The following is a 22,731-nucleotide window of genomic DNA, read 5'->3' as shown; positions in this document are numbered from 1 at the left end:
AGGGTTTCAGATCATTTGACGCGGAATCTAACACAAATGAGAATGATTTGCATTTGTTTTGGATCAATTTTATAGTGTGCGCCATCACAGATTCTCCCGGCATGGATTACCAGGAACGCAGGAAGCTCGAATCTAAGCCCGGCAAAAATCCAACTACAAGATTCTTGCTACCAAAAACAACATTCATACACACACGGAAATAACTAAAAATGTTCCAGAGGACATTATTGTCCGCAGCAATTGTGGCTGCGCTCGCATCAACGACAGCTGTCGCTGAAGAAAACACTCAAAAAGCCACTTTGCTGGATAAAGTGACCGTTAGCGCAACAAAAACAGAAAAGAATATTGGTGATGTAGCAGGTTCTGTTTCCGTTATTACAGAAGATGATCTCGAAGAAAATCTGGCCAGCAATATGGCTGAAGCCGTTCGCTATGAGCCTGGTGTTGATATTTCCGGATCTACCAGCCGATTCGGTTTAAAAGGCTTTAATATCCGAGGCCTTGACGGTGACCGGGTCAAGATTCTTGTTGATGGCATTCCCCAGGCCGCAGATTATGATTTCGGTCCTTACCAAAATGCTCGCCGGGATTTTGTTGACCCAGAAAGCTTAAAAGCTATCGATATTGTTAAAAGCCCCGGCTCTGCCCTGTACGGCAGTGATGCAATTGGCGGTGTTGTGGCATTCACAACAAAAGATCCGAGCGACTACCTGACAGACGGCAAAGATATTTATGGCTCCGTAAAAGGCCAGTATGACAGTGCAAACAAAGGTTTTCTCTCAACCCTGACTGCCGCCGGTCGCAATAATAATCTGGAAGCCATGGCGATTTACACTCATCGTTCTTCCGATGAAACAGAAACCCACAGCGGCAAAAATATTAATGGTCCAAGTCGTGGTCGGGCCAACCCTGAAAACAACAAGGGTAGAAATCTTCTTGCCAAAGTGTTCCTGAATCTTGATGAACACAAACTTGGCATAACTCTGGACTCTCTTGATGACCAGATTGACGGCAAATTGAAATCTGAAATCAAAACTGTTGTTTCCCGTTACGGGAATTACACGCAAAACAGTTTCACCATCAATGACAAGAAGCAGCGCAACCGCCTGACTTTCAGCCATGAGTGGGATGCCAACCTAGTGCCTTTCGACACACTTAAATGGTCTCTGAGCATCCAGAAAACAGAATCCACGCAAAAAACCAGAAACTCTCGGGATTATGCCCAGGCAACAATCCCCATGCCCCCACCTAGAGCTCCTGTAGTTGTTCCGGCTCATGCAAGAAGTTTTGAAAGAAAGTCCGAATATACAGAGAAACTTATTCAACTAAGCGCTCAGGCAGAAAAAGAGTTCTCCACTGGCAACATTGGACACTATGTGATTTACGGACTGGACGTCAGCCAGAATAAACTGGCCAACAAACGCTTTATCGATACAAAAGATGAACGCCCAGGCCGCTCAAGCCAGACCACTCAAAGGGATTTCCCCAAATCCACGTCTGAACAGTTTGGCTTTTATATTCAGGATGAAATTACTATTGGCGATACCGGCCTGACCATTACGCCCGGGATTCGCTTTGATCGCTTTGCCCTGTCTCCCAAAGTTGACGCCCTGTACCTTGCAGGCAAGCCTCTGGTAACCAACCCGAAAGATCAGAGCGACCAGAAGTTCTCAGCAAAACTGGGTGCGGTGTATAAAATCACTGAATCAACATCTGTCTTTGCAAAGTACGCTCAGGGCTTTAAAGCCCCAACCGCAGAACAGATGTATGGTGAGTTCCAGAATCCCCGTCATGGTTACCAGAGAATTGCCAATACCAACCTGAAGCCGGAAAGCAGTGAAACCGTAGAACTGGGTATCAGGGGCAACCTGTCATCTATTCAGTATGAAATCGTGGCCTTTGCCAGCCATTATGAAGACTTTATTGGAGACACAAATGTTGCCAACCCCTACAACAACGGTATTCGTCTGACCAACCAGGCAAACAATCTCAATGATGTAAAAATTCACGGACTGGAAGCCAAGTCCGAGGTGAATCTAGCTCTGCTCTCAAACAAACTCAGTGATTTCACCGCTACCGGTAGTATTGCCTGGACCAAAGGTCGCTATAAGAATGAGAAAACCGGCACAGAACCTCTTAACAGCGTTAATCCGCTCAAAGGTGTTCTCTCTCTCAAATATGCTGCACCTGCAGGTAACTGGGGCAGCACATTGGCAATGACCCTTGTTCAGGGTAAAAAGGAGAAAGATATTGACGAGACTCAAGCCGAAAGCGCTCGTATAGACAAACAATTCGCTCCTGCTGGCTACGGCCTTGTTGACCTGACTGCCTGGTATCAACCGGTTCCTGTCCTGACCCTGCGTGCGGGCCTGTTTAACTTGACCGACAAGAAGTACCACAAGTGGGATGACGTAAAAGGTCTTGATGACACCAGCGTTCAGCTGGATCGTTTCACCCAGCCCGGCCGCAATTTCAGCTTGAGTGCCAAATACGAGTTCTAATCTCACACGGCACTTAAACTGAAGCAGCTCTTCTTAACTGACAACCACCACCCCGCTCTCTATAGGTAGAAGGCTATAGAAGGCGGGGTTTTGTCGTTATAATCCTCCCTCTTAAACGACAACAATAGTTCTTCCTTTTATATGCATAAACTCTGCGCCGTCAACGACATTCCCGAGCCCGGCAGCAAAGGCTTTGACCATACGCCAGACGGCGCAGTATTTGCGGTACGTTTTGACGGGCAGGTTTTTGTATACACCAATACCTGCCCACATCTGGGCGTGAACCTGGAGTGGCAACCGGATCAGTTTCTGGATTCCGAACAGCGCATGATTCAATGCTGTATGCATGGCGCGCTGTTTCGAATAGAAGACGGTGAGTGTCTTTCCGGGCCATGTGCTGGAGAATCCCTTCGACCCGTTCCTTTCCGGATAGAGAATGAAATTATTTATGTAACGACTGAGTCCGGTTAAAGACTTTTCACAGTTTTTACGTTCTTTTCTCTATTTCTCTTTTAATGGATAAACGACATCAGCCAAACCATTAACATGCAGCTCCAGGGCCAGCTCAAGCAACCGCCCGAGCCTGCTGTCCGGCATACCTTTTCTGGCAAACCAGAGCAGATACTCTTCCGGAAGATCTATTAATACCCTTCCTTTATATTTACCAAAAGGCATTGGCATTCTTGCCAGGGACAGCAGGTCTTCTTTTTCAAACATGGCTTAAACCCTGAGGGCCAGCTCCCGGTCGAGGATAATTTCTTCCGGGGTAATGGTCGCTCCCCAGACCATAACCTCTACGCCAGCTGCCATAGCCTGACGCAGGGCCTGCCCATAGGCCGGGTCGATACTGTCCGCTGGGCTGACCACTTCTATACCCGTGTGTTGAACGCAGAACATCAGTACCGCACGGTGCCCCTGTTCAGTCATGGCCTCCAGTTCGCGCAGATGTTTCTGGCCACGGATGGTTACAGCATCGGGGAATTCACCATGACCATCCCCCGTTGCCAGGGTGACGCTTTTCACTTCCACATAACAGTCGGGTCTACCTTCCTCAGAAAGCAGAAGGTCTATCCGGCTGTTTTCCTCACCATACTTCACTTCTCTGCGCACCTGACTGTAGCCTGATAAACTCGGAATTCTGCCTGTTTTCACGGCTTCCTGAACCAGCGTATTGGCCCTGCCGGTATTGACACAGGCCAATGTCATTCGCTCTTCACCGTCATAACTTACCGGTATCTCCACCAGCTCCCAGGTACAGGGAAGCTTCCGCTTGGGGTTGCCGGAGTCGGAGAACCACACTCGTGCATTCTCCGGCTGGCAGTTTTTCATGGAACCGGTGTTCGGACAGTGAATCGTTGTTTCAGAGCCATCCGCCAGAGCAATATCCGTCAGAAACCTTTTATACCGTCGCTGCAGGCGGGCTGTCTGCAGGGGAGGATCGAAATACATAAATATCACCAAATATTATAAAAAAAAAATTTTGATTCTAATTTACACTTAATACCTCAGCGACACTTCTATTAGCGGGGCTAGATTCTTATAGATGTGGTGGCTTTTTGGACCCGGACATTTTGAGGTGGAATCCTTGTCCGGGTTCTGGTAGCTTCTCGGCTCCTTGACTAGTTGTAATTTACGGGGCGTATGGAATGCCATCTCGCCCCACAGCCATTCCCGGGATTCCGGTTTCCCTGAGACTTTCCGGATGTTATACCCGCAGGACGATGACTTGGATAGAAACGGGGCTGTAAGCATGTCAGCACAAAACAAGCCAGAGAACGGCAACCTGCTCAAAACCTTCGAACCTTATAAGGAAAAGAAGGGTGAGGAGTACATGAGTGATCGTCAGATCCATCACTTCGCCCAGATCCTGAACAGCTGGAAGGAGGAGTTGATGGTTGAGGTTGACCGCACTGTAAACCATATGCAGGACGAAGCCGCTAACTTTCCTGACCCGGCGGACCGCGCCAGCCAGGAAGAAGAGTTCAGTCTGGAACTGCGTACCCGCGACCGTGAGCGCAAACTGATCAAGAAGATCGAAAAGACCCTGTCCCGCCTGGAAGAAGGCGACTACGGTTTTTGCGATTCTTGTGGCGTAGAGATCGGCATCCGTCGTCTGGAAGCCCGTCCTACTGCAACCCTGTGTATCGACTGCAAAACCCTTGCAGAGATCAAGGAAAAGCAGCTGGGTCACTAAGACTCAGCCATGCTCGCTGACTTTTCCTGCACAGGCCGTTTTGCTCCGTCCCCGACAGGTCCGCTGCACTTCGGCTCCCTGACAGCAGCTCTGGCCAGCTACCTGGACGCCAAAGCTGCGGGAGGGCACTGGCTGGTTCGCATTGAGGATATTGACCCTCCCCGCGAACAACCCGGCGCCACCTCCCTGATTCTCAATGCTCTTGAAGCCTATGGTCTGCACTGGGATCAGGATATCCTGTACCAACACACCCGCCTGGATGCCTATCAGGAAGCTCTTGAGCAGCTGAAAAAAATACAGCTCGCTTATCCCTGCACCTGCACCCGCAAACAGCTGGCACCTTATCTGCCCTCATATCCGGGATTCTGCCGCAGCCATTCCGGTATTCCGGATACACCCCACGCAATGCGTTTTAACGGTCAGGATCAGAGCTTCACTTTTGAAGACCGTATTCAGGGTACACAGAGCTTTTCCCTGAAAGAGCTTGGGGATTTTGTAGTCTTTCGAAAAGACGGGTTATTTGCCTACCAACTGGCAGTAACAGTGGATGATGCTTTCCAGGGGGTTACAGATATTGTTCGGGGTATTGATCTGATCGATTCCACTCCCCGCCAGCTCGCCCTCCAACATGCGCTGGGATATTCAACGCCCTCCTATGCCCACCTGCCGGTGATTACCAATGAGCTGGGGGATAAACTCAGCAAGCAGAACCATGCTGCCGCATTGCCTCTGGAGAACCCCCAGCCAGTTCTGCTGAAAGCCATGATCGCCCTGAATCTTCCCGTTGATGCCCATATTCGTAATGCCACCCTGCCGGATATGCTGAAATGGGCAGTCGAACACTGGAATATGAACCGCCTGAATGCACAAAAAGATATTCCGGAAGCTTCGCTGCCGAAGTAAAGCCCGGCATTGGCGGAATAAATAAGAGCTGTCTACTCTCCCGTTTTCTGCTGCCAGAGCAATCAATAATGAAAGGCAAGGTTTTACAGCTCTTTCTCTGTTTTCTGATGCTATCGCCCTTGGAAAGGCTTCAGGCCCATGAACAACCGGAAACAGAAGATAGCAAAATCCTTTGCATTCAGGCTTCCGAGGTTCTGGTAGAAAAAAACCTCTTTCCCAACTGTGTGGTCGTTATTCAACGTGGGATGATTCGGGATATTGTTCCCTGGTCACCACACGTTGAAACAGAGCAATGCGACTCTCTGGAAACCTACTCAGGCATTCTGGCTCCCGGATTGATTGATATCCATATCCATGGAGCCGGTGGATATGATGTTATGGAATCCGCTCAATCCACGGAGGCCTTAAGGATTATTTCCCAAACCCTGTTGAAAGAAGGGGTCACCAGCTGGCTTCCTACCACCACAAGCGCGCCTTCCGGCGAACTGACAAAAATTCTGAAAACCATAGTGGAACACGCTGTTGCACAACCCCCGGATGAGTCCGGCATTCTCGGTATTCATATGGAAGGACCGTTTATCAGCGCAGCCAAGAAAGGCTGTCATCATATTCAGAGTCTTAAGGATATTTCCCTTACGGATCTGAAAAAGTGGCATAACAGTACTCATCAAATGCTGAAAATAATTACCTTTGCTCCTGAGCTGGAAAACGCCCAGACACTTATCGAATGGTGCAAAGAAAATAATGTTATTGCATCTATCGGACACTCAGCAGCCACAGAGGCAGAGACTCTTAAGGCCATTGAACAGGGCGCTCATATGGCAACACATCTGTATAACGCCATGTCTATGCCCACCAGCCGTAATGCAGGAATGGCCATGACCTTACTGAACGGTTCCAGGCTGCCTTTTGAAATTATTGTTGATGGCCAGCACCTGAGTCCCACACTTGTTCGGATTGCCTGGAGACTTAGCCGGGATAACCCGGAACGCTTTGTATTAATCAGCGATGGCATGAAAGCCAAGGGGCTGGAGAAGTACTCAGCCAGCTACATTCTTGGAAAAGATATCGAAGTGGAGATCCTGAACGGAAGAGTTGTTCTGACCACTGACAGTACACGACTGGCTGGCAGCATCACGACAATCCCGCAGTCCATCTCACACCTGAGAAAAATTACCGGCTGCTCAACTGAAGAAGCTCTTCTTGCCGGCAGTTATCACCCGGCCCAGGCACTGGGTCTGCAGGATCGAGGCTTGCTTCAACCTGGAAGACTGGCGGATATGGTGCTCTTTTCAGATGAGCAATCCCTGTCGGTAAAAGCCACATGGCGACAGGGACGACAGGTCTTTACCGCTTCTGCTGAAAGATAACTGAATATATAAACAAAACCCATTTCAATAACATCAACATATATGGTAACAAGCCAGCCTGGCAGGGAAATGGGATAAAAACCCGTAAGCTTGAAAGCCGTTGCAGCCGCTGCAATAGTTGACCACAACAGGGCCGCTGCCAAAACGCACCGTCAGACCTCTCAAAACGGCCCGGAATTGCGCTAAGCACCGAACAACCTGTAATATCCCTTTGGCTCGTTATAACAGCGAGTTTGTTGTGGAGCTTCGGCATGTACCTGCACCGACTTGTACTTCTACTTGTCATTGGTATTTATCTTTTTTCCCCTGCCATTCTGGAATGGTGGATAGACTCACCGGAAGGATGGTACCGTCCCTGGCTGCTCTGGCTGATTCTTATTGTTGCCGCTTACCTGCTGCAACCCGGGGGCCACAAGCATGACTCTTGAGTTAAGCCAGCTGGCCTCATTCAGCATTATTTACCTGATGCTGCTGTTTGGTATCGCCTGGCTGACAGACCAGGGCTGGATTCCCAGAAAAGTCACCTCCCACCCGTTTACCTATGTTCTATCTCTCGGAGTTTATGCCAGCGCCTGGGCGTTCTACGGTGCTGTAGGCATGGCCCATTATTATGGCTTTGTTTTTCTTGCCTACTATCTGGGAATCTGCGGAGCCTTTCTGCTCGCCCCGGTTCTGCTTGCTCCGATATTACGCATAACCCGAGATTATCAGCTCGCCTCCCTTGCAGACCTGTTTGCCTTTCGCTTCCGCAGTTCCTGGGCCGGAACCCTGACCACCATAATTATGCTGCTGGCCATGCTGCCCCTTGTGGCCATGCAGATTCAGGCTGTTGCCGACTCCGTACATATCATCGTGCGGGAAGGTTCGCCGGAGCAGCTGGCCTTTGGTTTTTGTGTGATCATCATTCTGTTCACCATGGCATTCGGCACACGCCGCATATCCAGCCGGGAAAAACACCACGGTCTTGTGTTCGCCATCGCTATTGAGTCCATGGTGAAACTGATCGCCATGCTGGCTATTGGTACGTTTATTCTGTTCCAGGTGTTTGATGGCCCACAGGATCTGCAGGGCTGGCTGGTGACCAACAAGGAAGCTCTCGATACCCTGCGTATCTCCCTTGATGACGGCCCCTGGCGAACTATGCTGCTGATCTTCTTCGCAGCCGCCATAGTTATGCCGGACATGTTCCACATGACTTTCACTGAGAACCAGAACCCCAACACCCTGAATACAGCCAGCTGGGGCCTGCCCCTTTACCTGTTGCTGATGAGTCTTCCTGTACCCCTGATTCTCTGGGGAGCTCTAAAGCTGCAAACAGGCACAACACCAGAGTATTTTTCCCTGGGCATAGGGCTGGAAACGGATAATCTCTGGCTTTCCCTGCTGTCTTACGTAGGAGCCATGTCCGGTGCCAGCGGACTTATCATCGTAACGACACTGGCCCTCTCCGCGATGGTTGTAAACCACCTGGTGCTGCCGGTTTACCAGCCCCCCACCAGTGTAAATATCTATCGCTGGCTGAGCTGGACCAAACGTATCCTTATCGCCACCATGATTTTCGCAAGCTATGGGTTTTATCAACTTCTGGAAGCCCAGCAGGATCTTGCAACCCTGGCGATTGTCTCTTTTGTTGCCAGTCTGCAGTTCCTGCCCGGAGTGCTGTCCACTATCTACTGGCCCCATGCCAACCGGAAGGGTTTTATCGCGGGCCTGATCTGCGGCGCGGGCGTCTGGTTCTTCACCATGCTGGTACCCCTGATTACTGCGGAGGAAACCACCTTTATCACCGGCATGATAATAATTGAACTTCCGGAAAACAGCTGGCACTGGGCCGCGCTGGTTTCACTGTCCGTCAATATTCTTGCCTTGGTGACAGTCAGTCTGTTGACAGAGATCTCTCCTGAAGAACGCCATGCCGCAGAACTCTGTTCCATCCAGACACTGGGCCGGCCATCCCGCAGAAGCCTGAAAGCCTCTTCACCAAAAGAATTCCAGGAACGTCTCAGTCGCCCCCTGGGGCCTTACACTGCTCAGCGGGAAGTGTTCCAGGCCCTTAAAGACCTGAATATATCTCTGGATGAGAAACGACCATACGCCCTGCGTCGTTTACGGGACAGAATTGAAGGCAACCTGTCTGGCCTTATGGGACCAAGTGTTGCCCGGGATCTGATCAACCGCTATCTGCCCTATGAGTACGACAGCACTGGTAGCGCTGATCTCAACTATGTAGAAAACCGGGTCGAGGAATATCAGCACCGTCTCACAGGTCTGGCCGCAGAGCTGGACCGGCTGCGTCGCTACCACCGCCAAACCCTGCAGAATCTGCCTATGGCCATCTGCTCTCTGGCCAAGGACGGCGAAGTTCTGATGTGGAACCAGGCCATGAGCGAACTTACCGGCATATCCGGCAACAACACTGTCGGCTCACGACTGGTCAGCCTTCCCTCGCCCTGGCGAGACCTGTTCACGGAGTTCACCAGCAACAGGGAAAAATGCCGGGAAAAACGCCAGACAGAAATTAATGGCCAGACCCGTACGTTAAATCTCCACAAAGCCCATCTGGAAGAAGGCTCGGTCATCATGGTGGAAGACCAGACCGAAGCCCAGCTAATGGAGCAGAAACTGATGCACAGTGAACGGCTTGCTTCAATCGGCCAGCTGGCCGCTGGAGTTGCCCATGAAATAGGCAACCCGGTAACCGGCGTTGACTGTCTCGCACAAGAACTGCGCAGTTTTGCTGAAGACGAGGATTCCCAGGAGATCGCCGACCAGATTCTTGAGCAAACCAAACGTATCGGGAAAATCCTGCACTCCCTGATTAACTTCGCCCATTCCGGCCAGTCCTCGGAGCAAACCGAAGTGGAAGCTGTCAGTCTGCACCGCTGCGCCAGCGAAGCCACCAGCCTGCTGGCTCTTAACAAAAACAGCCGGGGCATAAGGTTTATCAACAACTGCCATATGGACTACATGGTGGCAGGGGACAGCCAGAAGCTGACCCAGGTGCTGATCAACCTGCTCAGCAACGCTCGAGACGCCTCACCGGATAATTCTGTTGTTACCGTAAACACGACGCCGGGTGAACACTCCATAACACTGGAAGTGACCGACCAGGGCAGCGGCATCAGCCCTGAACACCAGAAGCGTCTGTTTGAGCCATTCTTTACCACCAAAGAAGCGGGTAAAGGCACCGGCCTTGGCATGGCGCTTGTTTACAGTATTGTTGAAGAACATTTTGGTACAATATCTGTTCGCTCTCCGGTAGAGGAGAATGGCAGAGGCACATGTATCAGTATTAGCCTGCCACGTCATCTGGCGGAAATTGATTCATACGAAACCCCGGCCAGTGCCGGGGTTGTTTGACGGAATGCGGATTCGGGGGAATTCCATGAAACCAGGAAAAATTCTTGTTGTTGAAGATGAACCGGTCATCCGCTCATCCCTGCGCCGGCTGCTGAAGCGTAACGACTACGAAGTGACTGAAGCCGAATCTGTAGACGACGCCTGTCAACATGACCTGGAATCATTCGACCTGATTATTTCCGATCTTCGTCTGCCAGGGGAACCTGGTACAAAGATGATTGAACGGGCCAGGCAAACGCCAGTCCTTATCATGACCAGCTATGCCAGCCTGCGCTCAGCCGTGGACTCCATGAAAATGGGAGCTGTAGATTATATCGCCAAACCTTTCGATCACGACGACATGCTCAAGTCTGTGGCCGAAACCATCAGTCTCAAAAACACAGCCTCCGCCGAAAAAACACCAGCTCCAGCCAGGCAAACATCTTCCCCCTCAATATCAGCCTCCGCAAAAACAGAAAACCCTGCAGGTATTATTGGCCAGTGCAGCGCCATGCAGACCCTGTTCAGCAGAATCAAGCGGGTTGCGCCCACCGAAGCGACTGTACTGATTCAGGGAGAGTCCGGCACTGGTAAAGAACTGGTGGCCAAAGGACTGCATGAAGCCAGTCGCAGAGCTGATAAACCCATGATTTCCGTGAACTGCGCGGCTATTCCTGAGAGTCTGATCGAGTCAGAGCTCTTTGGTCATGAAAAAGGCGCATTTACCGGTGCCACTACAACCCGCAACGGCCTTGTAGAAGCTGCGGACGGCGGAACACTGTTCCTGGATGAAATTGGTGAGCTTCCTCTTGAGGCCCAGGCCCGACTGCTTCGGGTTCTTCAGGAAGGGGAGATTCGCCGGGTTGGTTCTGTGGAATCACGTAAGGTGAGTGTCCGTCTGACAGCGGCAACACACAGAAACCTTAAGAAGATGGCCAGCGAAGGGAAATTCCGGGAAGACCTCTACTACCGCCTGAATGTTGTTGAACTGAACCTTCCGCCCCTTCGTGAACGGGGCCAGGACATCACCCTGCTGGCGGAAGCCCTGCTGGAGAAAACCACAGCTCGTATGGAGGTGAATCATATGCTGATTTCCCCAGAAGCACTGGTGGCTATAAGCCGTCACTCCTGGCCGGGCAATGTACGGGAGCTGGAAAACGCGATTGAACGTGCCGTTATCCTCAGCGAAGACGACATGATCACACCGGAGCTGCTCGGCCTTGAGCATGCAGCTGTTGCCAGCAGAGACTCTCAGCCTGCACCAGTAACAGCGGGTACAGACACTACAGAAGAACTTTCCATGGAAGATTACTTCCTGCGATTTGTTCTCGACCACCAGGACCAGATGAACGAAACCCAGCTGGCCCGCAAACTCGGCATCAGCCGCAAGTGCCTTTGGGAACGCCGCAAGCGTTTAGGTATTCCAAGAAAAGAGGCGACAGCCTGAACACACGTTCCCGGTCAGCTCTTCTACAATTACCAGATCAGGGAGCAAGACCGGGAATGCACAGTGCGCTTTTCACAAGGATGGATATCGTATTTACTCTGCCTGCTGGCTTTTTCTGCGGCGTCTATGGCAACACCAACGGTTTTTGCCGAAGCAGCCTTTGCCGAAGAAAGCGTTAATAACAGCAGTGACAATATATGTAAGCAGATGCGGCTAAAGCGCCAACATGAAATTAACCGCAATCCAGCCCTCGACCTTCTGGTTCCCCTGCGCAAAAGCAGCGACGCAAACTGCTTCAGCCCCGCCGAAAACCTCTATTTCGTCAGCCTTGTAGCCGCCCAGAATGAGATAGGCCCCAATGCCCCCTGGTATCAAAACATGGGCAATCAGAACAGAGAGAAAGCCAAACTGGCCTGTGAAGTAATGGGCTATGGTGCAACACCCCTGAGCCTGTCCATGGAAGAGTGCATAGATGCCCGTTACCAGGAAATGATGCTCCCCTACAACGACGAATACCGCAGCGAATCCACCACCTACATCAACAAACGCAATAACCGGGCTGAAGAGCTTGTTCAGGAATGTGTAACGGCTTTCTATCAGAACCTGCCCCAACTGCCCCGGCAGATACAGTTCCCCCTCGCCTACTACGACCGCAAACTTCATTCTTACCCCGCCTGGTATATTGAAAGCCGTATAGACGATACCCAGTGGTTGATGGATATGCAGAAAACCATGGCCAGCCAGGTGATCAGCGATGCCCTGAGCAAACAATGCCCCGGGAATATGATCTGGTGGCTCTATCTCTCTACCTGAACGGCCTGACCTGAACCTTTACTTAACCTCAACAAACCCTGACCTTCCAGCCCCCGGCAAACTGTCTCTATTGCCGGCCAGATGTTAATATGTGCCTTTTCACATGCACCGAACAGCTTTCTGTTCATGGCAGTAACCAGAGATCACAGTATATTATGACTGGCGGGCGCAAAGGACTCGTAGGATTCCTGTCCAGGCTTTTCAACGGAAAACCGGCCACATCCCAGGAACCGGTTCGCAAGGTTATTCCCCGGGACGAACATACCATTTCCCGCCGACACATCAGTGATAATGCCCTGAAGGTTCTTCACCGTCTGAACAGTCAGGGTCACGAAGCCTGGCTGGTTGGTGGCTGCATTCGTGATCTGCTGCTGGGTCTTTCTCCAAAAGACTTTGATGTGGCAACCAGCGCACCTCCCGAAGAGGTGCGTTCCCTGTTCCGCAACTCCCGCATTATTGGCCGGCGCTTTAAACTGATTCATATTGTGTTTGGCCGGGAAATGATTGAAGTGGCCACATTCCGAGCCAACCATGACAACCTCAATGGCAAGCAGCACAAGGATAAATCTCATCACTCAGATTCCGGGCGTATTCTTCGGGACAATGTCTACGGCACCATTGAAGATGATGCTATTCGCCGGGATTTCACTATCAATGCGCTCTACTACACCACAAAAGATTTCAGCATCCATGACTTCTGTAACGGTGTAGAAGACATAGATAACCGTCTGATTCGCCTGATTGGTGATCCGGTACGCCGTTACCATGAAGATCCGGTTCGCATGATGCGGGCGGTGCGCTTTGCCGCCAAACTTGACTTTGATATTGAGCAGGAAACCGCCGCGCCTATTCGAGAACTGGGACACCTGCTGAGGGATATTCCTTCTGCCCGCCTGTTTGATGAAACCCTTAAGCTGTTTCTGTCCGGCTATGGTCGGGAAACCCTGCGTTTAATGCGGGAATATGACCTGTTTCAACCACTGTTTCCGGCAACAGATTCTGCCCTGATGGATGACCCTCAAAGCGAACGATTGCTGGATCTGGCTCTCAAGAATACTGATGACCGTATTCAGAAGGATAAACCCGTTACTCCGGCCTTCTTCTATGCTGCGGTACTCTGGGCACCTCTAAAGGCCATGCAGGATGACCTGATTGCCCAGGGTATGCCTCCGGCTCCTGCCGGACATCAGGCCGCCATGCAGGTTGTTGCCAACCAGTGTACCCATACAGCCATTCCCAAACGCTTTACCATTCCCATGCGGGAAATCTGGGATATGCAGCATCGCCTGGAACGTCGCCAGCCCCGCAGAATTGAAGAACTGGCAGCCCATCCGCGCTTTCGGGCAGCCTATGATTTCCTTCTGTTGCGGGAAGCCTCCGGGGAAGATCTGCAAGGTGCTGGTGACTGGTGGACCGATTACCAACGGAAGAATCCGATCATTCAGGATCACACCAGACCTTCTCACTCATCCGATGATCGCGGACCAGGGGAGAATCGTAACCGTCACCGACGTCGCAGACGCAAACCATCCCGTAATAACCCTGGTCGTTCGTCCTAACAGTTTCCTTTTGAGTAAGGCCCATGTCCGTCATTGCTTATATCAGCCTTGGCAGCAATCTCGAACAGCCAGAGCAGCAGGTGCTCTCGGCTGTTGAACAGATAGCCAATATCGAGCAAACAGAGCTTCTCGCCGCTTCCCGGCTCTATCGCAGTGATCCTGTGGGGCCTGAAGGGCAGCCTGACTATATCAATGCGGTAATCAAAGTTGAGACAGACCTTGCCCCTCTGGAGCTGCTGGACGCCACCCAGTCTATTGAGCAGGCCCATGGGCGAGAGCGCCATATTCGCTGGAGCGCCCGTACCCTTGACCTTGACCTGCTGCTTTATGGAAGCCAGACAATCAACTGTGAACGTTTGACTGTACCCCACAAAGAGATGCACTGGCGCAACTTCGTACTGAGACCGCTGGCAGATATCTCCCCTGACCTTGTGCTTCCCACTGGACAAAGCCTGCAAAAGCTTTTAAAAACAATTGGAGATAAAGGACTTTCTGCGATTGGCCGAATAGAACTGCCGCAGCCGGCCTGAAGACAGCCTGATGGCTGTCTTATAAAAGCGCCTCCCGGGACAGACAGAGGAAAAGCATGCATGGAAGCAACGAGGTTGACCGCGAACCCACTCGACAGTTCCTGTAGCGTGAAAGAAAGCTTTCCTCAGTTTATCGCCGTTGAAGGGCCAGTCGGCGTAGGCAAAACAACCCTCGCCCGGCGCCTTGCCAGCACATTCAACTATAACGTTCTTCTTGAAGAGCCTCCGCGGGAAAATCCTTTTCTTGAACGGTTTTACCGCCACCCCCGCCAGGTTGCACTGGCGACGCAGCTGCATTTCCTGTTTCAGCGGGCCACACAATTACAGACTCTGCACCAGAACGATATGTTCGAACCTGTAAGGGTGTCTGATTTCTGTATGGAAAAAGACCGTTTGTTTGCGGAAATGTACCTGGACAGCCACGAGCTGGAGCTTTATGAGCGTGCCTGGGATATGCAGACCCGTGATCTGCCCCGGCCTGATCTTGTGATCTATCTGCAGGCCCCTGTGGATGTTCTGAAAGAGCGTATTCGGGAACGGGGTATAGAAGCCGAACGATTAATTGGCAACGGCTACCTGAAACGGCTCAATGAAGCCTATGCCAGTTTCTTCCACTATTACGAAGCCTCTCCCCTGCTGATTGTTAACGCCTCGGAGATTGATCTTGTCCATAATGAGCCGGATTACCGGCAGCTGATAGAGGAAATTATGTCATGTCGAAAAGGCAGGCATTATTTCAATCCCAAGTCTTCGGAACTTTAGGCTGTGCCTGGATCTGAAAAGGCTGCCATACCGGTAATCCCAGTCTAACGCAGAATTCCACAGAAGCATTCAGGTATACACGCTTGCCAAACAGGTAAATGTTGCACTGGAAATACATCCTGAATTCCACCAATATAGCCCGTCTGAATCAGGACTGAACTGCTACGGCCAGCTTTTCAGCCCCACCAGTGATGGAAAAAACAAATCCAGGGCTTATGACAAAAACTACTCTGCATACCCTGCTGGAACAAAAAAAGGCCGGTGAGAAATTCACCTGCCTGACTTCCTATGACGCCACACAGGCGCATATGGTCAGCAGCCAAGGCACTGAAATCATTCTGGTAGGAGACTCTCTGGGCATGGTTGTTCAGGGACGTAACTCCACTGTTCCCGTCTCTATGGACGATATGGTTTACCACACCCGCTGTGTCAGCCGGGGAAATACCGATGCCATGATTATGGCAGATATTCCGTTTATGGCCTGCGCGATAATAGAGCAGGCTTACACCAACTGTGCCCGCCTGATGCAGGCCGGCGCGGAAATCATCAAGCTCGAAGGCGGTCGCTGGCTGTGCGATACAGTCCGTGGACTGTCCGAGCGTGGTATTCCCACCTGTGTACATCTGGGGCTGACACCTCAATCTGTCAGCATGCTGGGTGGTTATAAAGTGCAGGGCCGGGATGAAGAATCCGCAGCCCGCATGATAGAGGACGCCCGCCTTCTGGTTGAAGCAGGTACCAACATCCTTCTTCTCGAATGTGTTCCCAGCCCCCTCGCCAGTGAAATTTCCCGATCTGTTTCCGTGCCGGTTATTGGTATTGGCGCAGGTTCCGATACCGACGGCCAGGTTCTGGTAATTTACGACATGCTCGGCATGACCAATGGCCGCAAACCCCGTTTTGTAAAAGACTTTATGGCAGAAACATCCACGCCTGCGGAAGCTGTCGCCAAGTTTGTGAATGACGTTAAAAGCGGGAAATTTCCCGCTCCTGAGCATGGATTTAATGCATGAGAACGGTTTATAGCGTCGCAGATATTCGGGATTACGTATACAGCGTAAAAGCTGCCGGGAAGACGGTTGCCCTGGTTCCCACCATGGGCAATCTTCACGGCGGCCATCTGAGCCTGGTGACCAAGGCCCAGACTCTGGCAGATATTGTGATTGTCAGCATCTATGTTAACCAGATGCAGTTTGGCCCCAACGAGGATTACCACAGTTATCCCCGTACCATGGCCCAGGATGAAGCACTGCTGGAAGAACATAATGTGGATATGGTGTTCGCACCTGCGTCCCATATTATTTATCCGGAAGGACTGGATAATCATACGATTGTGAAAGTGGATGCTCTGGACGGTATGCACTGCGGCAAATCCCGTCCGACCTTCTTTACCGGTATTGCCACGGTTGTCACCAAACTGCTGAATATTGTTCAACCCAATGTTGCGGTTTTCGGCGAGAAAGATTTCCAGCAGCTTTGCATTATCCGCAAGATGGTGAGTGACCTGTGCATTGCCGTTGACATTATTGGCGCACCTATTGCCCGCTCAGAAACCGGCCTGGCCCTGAGTTCCCGTAACGGTTACCTGTCTCCGGAAGAACTGGAGCAGGCCAGCCTGCTGAACAAAGAGCTGTTAAAGGCCAAAGACACCATTACCTCCGGTGCCAGCAATTACGATATTATTCAACGGGACGCTATCGCCAGTTTGGCGGAAGCCGGATTCCAGCCGGATTACTTTAATATTATTCGTCGCTCAGACCTGCGCCCCGCCAGTCCGGAAGACAAAGAACTGGTGATTCTTGCAGCAGCAGGCCTGGGTAAAGCCCGGCTGATTGATAATATTCAGATCGACTTGTAAAGCTGCGCGCGAACAAGTATTTTTTGCAACCGCGGTATCGGGGACATATAAAGATCTGCCGCGGTGCAGCTTAAAACAAGGGAAGCTCCTGATGCAGAACGTAATGCTCAAGGCCAAACTTCATATGGCCAGCGTGACTCACGCAGTTCTGAACTATGAAGGTTCCTGCGCTATCGACGGCAAACTGCTGGATATGGCGGGATTGCGCGAGTTCGAACAAATTCAGATCTACAACAAAGATAATGGCGAACGCTTTACGACGTACATTATTCGAGGTGAAGACGGTTCCGGCATGATTTCCATGAACGGCGCTGCGGCCCGCCTGGTTTCTCCCGGAGACCGCGTTATTATCTGCGCCTACGCCAGCTACTCAGAAGATGAATGTGCCAGCCACAAGCCAGCACTGATTTACATGAACCCGGATAATACTGTCAGCCACAGTGCCAATGCTATTCCGGTTCAGGTTGCCTGATAGACCTGTACTCCGAAATACTGAATAACAATCGGCACAGTAAATAACAAAAAGCCATCTGATGACAGGTGGCTTTTTGTTATTTCATAAACCGGAACAGTCGTTCGTTGCTAATGCTATTACAATAGAGTCACGACTAGCCTTATGGAGTCTTCTTGCAAATGACTGCACAAACCTTGTTATCTTCACTGCCTGATTATCAGGCATCTGAGAAACTCGATTCCCTCAGACACCAGATAACAGGAGATTTCCTGCGCAGGGCTATCGCGCAAGAGGGTAACCGCTTTGACCGCTTCTCTTTATATGCCTGTGATCTTCTGCTGGATTACTCCCGCAACCTTGTGGATGAGGAAATTCTTAGTCAACTTACCGAGATCACTCGAGAAGCAGAGCTACAGAATGCTATAGAAGCCCAGTTCAGCGGAAAGATTATTAACACCACAGAAAACCGCGCTGTTCTGCATACAGCTCTGCGATCAGCCGATATACACTCATCCACACCTGAAGAACCTGTGCTGGTTGATGGTGTAAATATCAAACCTGATATCCAGGCCATGCACAGACAAATGCGTTCCATCTGTGAGCGTATTCATTCCGGTGAATGGACAGGGCATACAGGGAAGTCTATACGTCAGGTTGTTAATATTGGTATTGGTGGTTCATTCCTGGGCCTGAAAGTTGTTACCGATGCCCTGAAGCCATTCCGGCTAGAACAAATTACGCCCCATTATGTGGCAAATATGGATCCCGCGGATATTAGCGGTGAACTACCGCTTCTGGATCCGGAACAAACCCTGTTTATTATTGCCTCCAAAACCTTTACCACTCTGGAAACGCTCTCCAATGCCAAAGCGGCCAGAAACTGGCTGCTGGAAAACGGCATTAAAGAGAGTGACCTGTGCAAACACCTTATCGCCATTTCCTGCAATATTGAAGCAGCTACAGAGTTTGGTGCAGCGAAAGAAAATATTCTGCCCCTGTGGGACTGGGTGGGTGGCCGTTATTCTCTCTGGTCAGCCATTGGCCTTATCATCGCCCTGACTGTTGGTTATGACAGATTCCTGGAGCTACTGGCTGGCGCTGGAGAAATGGATAACCACTTCCGCACAGCGCCTCCCGAGAAAAATATGCCCGTATTAGCGGCTATGCTGGGTATCTGGTACCACCACTGGTTTGATGCACAGAGTTATGCCGTTATCAGTTACGATCATGGATTGCGAGGTCTGGTTGACCATCTGCAACAGGTTGATATGGAGAGTAACGGCAAAAGTACCCGGAAGGATGGACAAGCCGTTACCTGCCAGACCGGCCCTATCATCTGGGGCGGAGCCGGAACAAATGATCAGCATGCCTATATGCAGTTAATGCATCAAGGCACCCGCGTAACACCTCTCGACCTGATTCTTCCTGCAAGCAGCCATTACCCTGTTGGTGATCAACACCCCTGGCTGTTTACCAACGGTCTGGCACAAGCCAATGCTTTGGCCTGCGGTAAAACCCTGGAAGATGTGAAAAAAGAGTTGGCGGAAAGCGATCTCAGCAAAGACGAAATCGAGAAGCTTTCTCCCCATAAAGTTGTACCCGGCAATCGCCCCTGCAATCTGCTGATGTGTGAAAGCATTACCCCCAAAACATTGGGTGCCATTCTGGCGATGTATGAACAGAAGGTTTTTGTTCAGGGGGTTATCTGGAAGATCAACTCTTTCGATCAGTGGGGGGTTGAACTTGGCAAGCTGCTGGGCAAACAGCTTTACCCGGTACTTAAGGAAGGAGACCTGAGTGAACTGGACAGCTCTACTCAGGGGGCGATCAAATACTTCCGGTCTGTTAACAATAAATAAATGCGGTTAACAGCAAAGCTTATCCGCCGGCCCGCTTGGCGTTATGACCCAGGCGGATCAGCTCAGCGACCATGGTGTCCACATGGTCGCCCTGTAACTCGATAGCACCATCTTTTGCCGCGCCACCGCCGCCAAAGCGTTTCTTCAGTTGCTTGGCAAAGCCTTTCAGGTCATTGCCTGTCATGGGCAAGCCTGTGATGACAGTCACTATTTTTCCACCCCGCCCTTTTTTCTCAGGCCTTACCCGAACAACACCATCGGTTTCAGGAACAACCTCTTCTTTTTTTGTCTCACGTATACGACCCTGGTCAGTGCTGTAAACCAGACGACTTTCGTCACTTTTATCGGAACTGTACTTAGCCATAACAGAAAAATAAGGAATATATTTCAAAAGTATGTGCCGGACTAAACCGGCACATAAAGAGTTTATCAGCCCTGCTTCAGCAGGCTGCGCAGATCGATAATGGCAGCATTGGCACGGGAAATGTAGTTCGCCATAACCAGAGAGTGGTTGGCAAGGATGCCAAAGCCATCGCCGTTCAGAATCATCGGACTCCACACGGTTGCCTGGGTCTCCTGCAGTTCACGGATGATCTGCCTCAGACTGACCAGAGCATTTTTCTTCTCCAGAACATCCTGAAAATCCACTTCAACAGCTTTCAGTAACTCAATCAAAGCCCAGGATGTACCTCTGGATTCGTAGAAAACATTATCAATCTGCATCCAGGGGGTTTTTACAAGCATTTCATCACCTGCCGGGGTGGACTGACCTGCTTCTGCATCACCGGCCAGATCTGTATTCAAGCGGGTTTTACCCACACTTGCGCTCAGACGCTGGGACAAGGAGCCAAGTCGGGTTTCCACATCCCCCAGCCACTGGGTCAGGTTATCTGCACGGGTGTAGAACTGAGCTGGGTTACTCGGATCAGAGAGGCGCAGCAGGTAGCTGTCCAGCTTTTTAATACCACGGCGATATTCGCTTTCACTGGAAGGTAACGCCCAGCTATTGGAATCAAAATTAAACTGAGGTTCCGCCAGGGCCAGATCAGGATCTTCCTTGGACTGGGACTGTGACCGGCTGAATTCTCTGCGCATGGCCCGGGTAAAGTCACGGAGCTGCACCAGCACGCCGAACTCCCAGCTGGGCATGTTATCAAGGAATACACCTGGAGGTGCTATATCATTGCGCAAATAGCCACCGGGTTTATCCAGCAGGGTTTCAGCTATGCGTATGGCTGTTGCAGTAGAGGTAAACCCAGGGACAACCGGCCGATTCAGCTCTGCGGCCATTGCCTTGGCGTTAGTCCGAACATTAAACAGGGCAGGTTCACTGCTCCAGTAAAACCCGAGAACAATAACAACCAGCAGGTAAATACCGACAATTACCGCGATTATGCGTCCCAGATTACGCCCGCCAATTACTGACGTTATATCTGCCAGCCGTTCTTTCCAACTCTCCAGGCCCATGACATCCCCTTAAAATCCAGCAGGTGCAACTTGTTCGGACTATTATGGGCAAAGCTGAGCAGAACTCATAGGGGCTTTATTAATTAACTTGGCTTAGGCGATATGACCAGAAAACATTCTGCGTTACTCACATAATGCTACATCGACTGGAAACCGCTGAGTTGGAAATCACATGAATAGGAGAATCGTCTTTAAGCAAATCCCGCCACTGCCTCTCCATTTTTCTCCGATATGTTCTTCTGCCTATATTCTCCGCAGTATCCTGTTTGTAAAATATATTAAGATCCCGATCTATAGCCACTGAAAACCCCTCTCTCAAAGCGCCTTCTGCGGTTGCCCGGACACACATAAAGTCATAGCAGCCGACAGGAATAACATCCGTGACATTTTCAAAGCGCAGGTGAGCCGCCAGTTCGGTATACATGCTTTCACTCAGTTCTCCCTCACCCTCATCCGACACCACCTCAACAGGTTGGGCAAATGCGTCAAATTTACCTTTAAGGAATACTTTTCTAATACTTCGCTCTCCCATGACCCTTGAGAGTTCTGATATAGCAGGCCCTTTACCTTTCATAAGTACATTGTAAACATTGAGGCCCTTGCGCAACCGGAGTTCTCCCCCTTCATTGACGGTGAAGTGTTCGATAACAGCAATCTGCGACTGGATAACACTCAGGAATTCATCTGCGTTGAAATTGACCAGCTCTTTGGTCTGCATATCAATAATTAAGAGTCCCACTTCTTTGCCTTCTGCAAGCAGGCTTTCAATATAAGCAATGGTTTCAGATGAACCTGCATAAGTAATGGTTGGCACCGGGAAAAAAATGCTTATAACAAAGCCCATGCATCGCAGGAATTTGCCAAGAGGAAACTTCAAGAAAACACTCATCGGGCGGATAAAATATAATCGAAGAGGTAAACGCCTATAATAGACCTTCTTCCTGAGTACATCCTTTGCCCTCAGAAGTTCATGCTCTATCAATAGACGTTGATTCCCCCTTTATTGTTACCCTTTGGGCCAGATATGGCTATCAATCGAACGATTTTGAATAGCTTTCCAATGGGGTAAACGGGAGGCCTGCCCGATTCGTCTTTCCTGGTAATCATCACTTAACAGCCACAGGCCGGTACTGTTAAACGAATATACTGGATCAAGATCATTACGCTTCTCAGGAGGTTTCAGGGCACTGGTCAGGTTATCCAGCACGACCTGTCGTCCATCATCGGTTTCCACCATCAAAACCATATGGGCCTGCCGCAGTGTAAGCGAACGCACATAAGCCAACCGCAAACGTTCATCGGAAATACCCAGCCGACGCAACGTAATGTATTTGGCGATAGCGTAATCTTCACAATCCCCAATACCCCGGTTCAGGAACTCCCTGGGTAAAGCCCAGTAGTCTTCCTTTCCCCAGGCATTCTGGTCACTGCGAAAACGAATAGCGTTAAAAAAACGGTTGATCTGTTCGATACGAACATTGTCTGGCGCAGTACGCAGACGGGTAATCAACTGCTCCCAGGCGTCAACACGCTGCCCGACTTCCCGCTGAGCGCCAGCCATGTGTCTGGCGGCTGTCGAACTTTCGGCACTGGCATCAGTACCAATCACAGCACAACTCAGCCCTAATGCACTGATTGACAGTGCTACTGCTAGGGGTTTCATAGTGGATCACAC

22 protein-coding genes are annotated in these 22,731 nt (G+C 50.7%); 16 read left to right on the top strand and 6 right to left on the bottom strand.

Annotation, left to right across the window (positions count from 1 at the left end; translation table 11 throughout):
• Positions 1-227 precede the first annotated feature (227 nt).
• Together ACY2RQ_RS15255 and ACY2RQ_RS15250 are read left to right on the top strand one after the other, a co-directional pair.
• The gene (locus ACY2RQ_RS15255) at positions 228-2,501 is read left to right on the top strand and encodes a TonB-dependent hemoglobin/transferrin/lactoferrin family receptor (RefSeq protein WP_490113845.1); all 2,274 of its coding nucleotides are present in this window, start codon (positions 228-230) and stop codon (positions 2,499-2,501) included.
• 141 nt (positions 2,502-2,642) lie between these two features.
• Positions 2,643-2,972: a Rieske (2Fe-2S) protein gene (locus tag ACY2RQ_RS15250; protein ID WP_490113844.1), complete on the top strand. Its 330-nt coding sequence runs from the start codon at positions 2,643-2,645 to the stop codon at positions 2,970-2,972.
• A 30-nt stretch (positions 2,973-3,002) separates the two neighbouring features.
• Here ACY2RQ_RS15250 and ACY2RQ_RS15245 read toward each other — a convergent pair whose 3' ends face one another.
• Both ACY2RQ_RS15245 and sfsA read right to left on the bottom strand, forming a co-directional pair.
• Positions 3,003-3,218 carry a DUF3820 family protein gene (locus tag ACY2RQ_RS15245; RefSeq protein ID WP_490113843.1) on the bottom strand — a complete coding sequence of 72 codons (216 nt, stop codon included), beginning with the start codon at positions 3,216-3,218 and terminating at the stop codon, positions 3,003-3,005.
• A gap of 3 nt (positions 3,219-3,221) precedes the next feature.
• Entirely contained in the window at positions 3,222-3,950 is a 729-nt protein-coding gene (gene sfsA, locus ACY2RQ_RS15240) for a DNA/RNA nuclease SfsA (RefSeq protein ID WP_490113842.1), read from the bottom strand.
• A 301-nt stretch (positions 3,951-4,251) separates the two neighbouring features.
• Between sfsA and dksA the strand changes: the two genes are divergently transcribed.
• From dksA to pgi, 14 genes are all read left to right on the top strand, one after another.
• A complete protein-coding gene (dksA, locus tag ACY2RQ_RS15235; RefSeq protein ID WP_490113841.1) occupies positions 4,252-4,695 on the top strand; it encodes an RNA polymerase-binding protein DksA in 444 nt (147 codons plus the stop codon).
• Positions 4,696-4,704: 9 nt separating this feature from the next.
• Positions 4,705-5,598, top strand: a complete 894-nt coding sequence (gene gluQRS, locus ACY2RQ_RS15230; protein ID WP_490113840.1) for a tRNA glutamyl-Q(34) synthetase GluQRS — start codon at positions 4,705-4,707, stop codon at positions 5,596-5,598.
• Complete coding sequence (gene nagA / locus ACY2RQ_RS15225) at positions 5,523-6,968, top strand: N-acetylglucosamine-6-phosphate deacetylase (RefSeq protein WP_490113839.1); 1,446 nt, start codon at positions 5,523-5,525, stop codon at positions 6,966-6,968. Before gluQRS ends, nagA begins: the two co-directional genes overlap by 76 nt.
• A 251-nt stretch (positions 6,969-7,219) precedes the next feature.
• Positions 7,220-7,396 carry a hypothetical protein gene (locus tag ACY2RQ_RS15220; protein ID WP_490113838.1) on the top strand — a complete coding sequence of 59 codons (177 nt, stop codon included), beginning with the start codon at positions 7,220-7,222 and terminating at the stop codon, positions 7,394-7,396.
• A complete protein-coding gene (locus tag ACY2RQ_RS15215) occupies positions 7,386-10,328 on the top strand; it encodes an ATP-binding protein (RefSeq protein WP_490113837.1) in 2,943 nt (980 codons plus the stop codon). The genes ACY2RQ_RS15220 and ACY2RQ_RS15215 overlap by 11 nt, the downstream gene beginning before the upstream one ends.
• Positions 10,329-10,353: 25 nt before the next feature.
• On the top strand, positions 10,354-11,754 hold the full coding sequence (locus ACY2RQ_RS15210) for a sigma-54-dependent transcriptional regulator (protein WP_490113836.1): 1,401 nt from the start codon (positions 10,354-10,356) through the stop codon (positions 11,752-11,754).
• A 63-nt stretch (positions 11,755-11,817) separates the two neighbouring features.
• Complete coding sequence (locus tag ACY2RQ_RS15205) at positions 11,818-12,567, top strand: hypothetical protein (RefSeq protein WP_490113835.1); 750 nt, start codon at positions 11,818-11,820, stop codon at positions 12,565-12,567.
• A 155-nt stretch (positions 12,568-12,722) separates the two neighbouring features.
• Complete coding sequence (gene pcnB / locus ACY2RQ_RS15200) at positions 12,723-14,126, top strand: polynucleotide adenylyltransferase PcnB (RefSeq protein ID WP_490113834.1); 1,404 nt, start codon at positions 12,723-12,725, stop codon at positions 14,124-14,126.
• A 23-nt stretch (positions 14,127-14,149) separates the two neighbouring features.
• On the top strand, positions 14,150-14,656 hold the full coding sequence (gene folK / locus ACY2RQ_RS15195) for a 2-amino-4-hydroxy-6-hydroxymethyldihydropteridine diphosphokinase (RefSeq protein ID WP_490113833.1): 507 nt from the start codon (positions 14,150-14,152) through the stop codon (positions 14,654-14,656).
• 60 nt (positions 14,657-14,716) lie between these two features.
• Positions 14,717-15,418, top strand: a complete 702-nt coding sequence (locus tag ACY2RQ_RS15190; RefSeq protein ID WP_490113832.1) for a deoxynucleoside kinase — start codon at positions 14,717-14,719, stop codon at positions 15,416-15,418.
• 215 nt (positions 15,419-15,633) lie between these two features.
• On the top strand, positions 15,634-16,431 hold the full coding sequence (panB, locus tag ACY2RQ_RS15185) for a 3-methyl-2-oxobutanoate hydroxymethyltransferase (RefSeq protein ID WP_490113831.1): 798 nt from the start codon (positions 15,634-15,636) through the stop codon (positions 16,429-16,431).
• Positions 16,428-17,276 (top strand): pantoate--beta-alanine ligase, encoded by an 849-nt coding sequence (gene panC, locus ACY2RQ_RS15180; RefSeq protein WP_490113830.1) that lies wholly within the window; start codon positions 16,428-16,430, stop codon positions 17,274-17,276. Before panB ends, panC begins: the two co-directional genes overlap by 4 nt.
• A 91-nt stretch (positions 17,277-17,367) precedes the next feature.
• Positions 17,368-17,748 (top strand): aspartate 1-decarboxylase, encoded by a 381-nt coding sequence (gene panD, locus ACY2RQ_RS15175; RefSeq protein WP_490113829.1) that lies wholly within the window; start codon positions 17,368-17,370, stop codon positions 17,746-17,748.
• 161 nt (positions 17,749-17,909) lie between these two features.
• The gene (gene pgi, locus ACY2RQ_RS15170; RefSeq protein ID WP_490113828.1) at positions 17,910-19,589 is read left to right on the top strand and encodes a glucose-6-phosphate isomerase; all 1,680 of its coding nucleotides are present in this window, start codon (positions 17,910-17,912) and stop codon (positions 19,587-19,589) included.
• 19 nt (positions 19,590-19,608) lie between these two features.
• On the opposite strand, the gene ACY2RQ_RS15165 is transcribed toward pgi, so the two are convergent.
• From ACY2RQ_RS15165 to ACY2RQ_RS15150, 4 genes are all read right to left on the bottom strand, one after another.
• Entirely contained in the window at positions 19,609-19,980 is a 372-nt protein-coding gene (locus ACY2RQ_RS15165) for an SUI1 family translation initiation factor (protein WP_490113827.1), read from the bottom strand.
• 38 nt (positions 19,981-20,018) lie between these two features.
• Positions 20,019-21,056, bottom strand: coding sequence for a DUF2333 family protein (locus ACY2RQ_RS15160; RefSeq protein ID WP_490113826.1), 1,038 nt, complete (start codon positions 21,054-21,056; stop codon positions 20,019-20,021).
• Between the two features lie 127 nt (positions 21,057-21,183).
• On the bottom strand, positions 21,184-21,933 hold the full coding sequence (locus tag ACY2RQ_RS15155) for a hypothetical protein (RefSeq protein WP_490113825.1): 750 nt from the start codon (positions 21,931-21,933) through the stop codon (positions 21,184-21,186).
• Positions 21,934-22,062: 129 nt separating this feature from the next.
• Complete coding sequence (locus tag ACY2RQ_RS15150) at positions 22,063-22,719, bottom strand: transglutaminase-like cysteine peptidase (RefSeq protein WP_490113824.1); 657 nt, start codon at positions 22,717-22,719, stop codon at positions 22,063-22,065.
• Positions 22,720-22,731: the final 12 nt, after the last annotated feature.

Source organism: Parendozoicomonas sp. 209JJ7-1 (assembly GCF_058147085.1).
The sequence above is the reverse complement of the archived record's forward strand: the minus strand, read 5'-3'. Positions and strand labels throughout refer to the sequence as shown.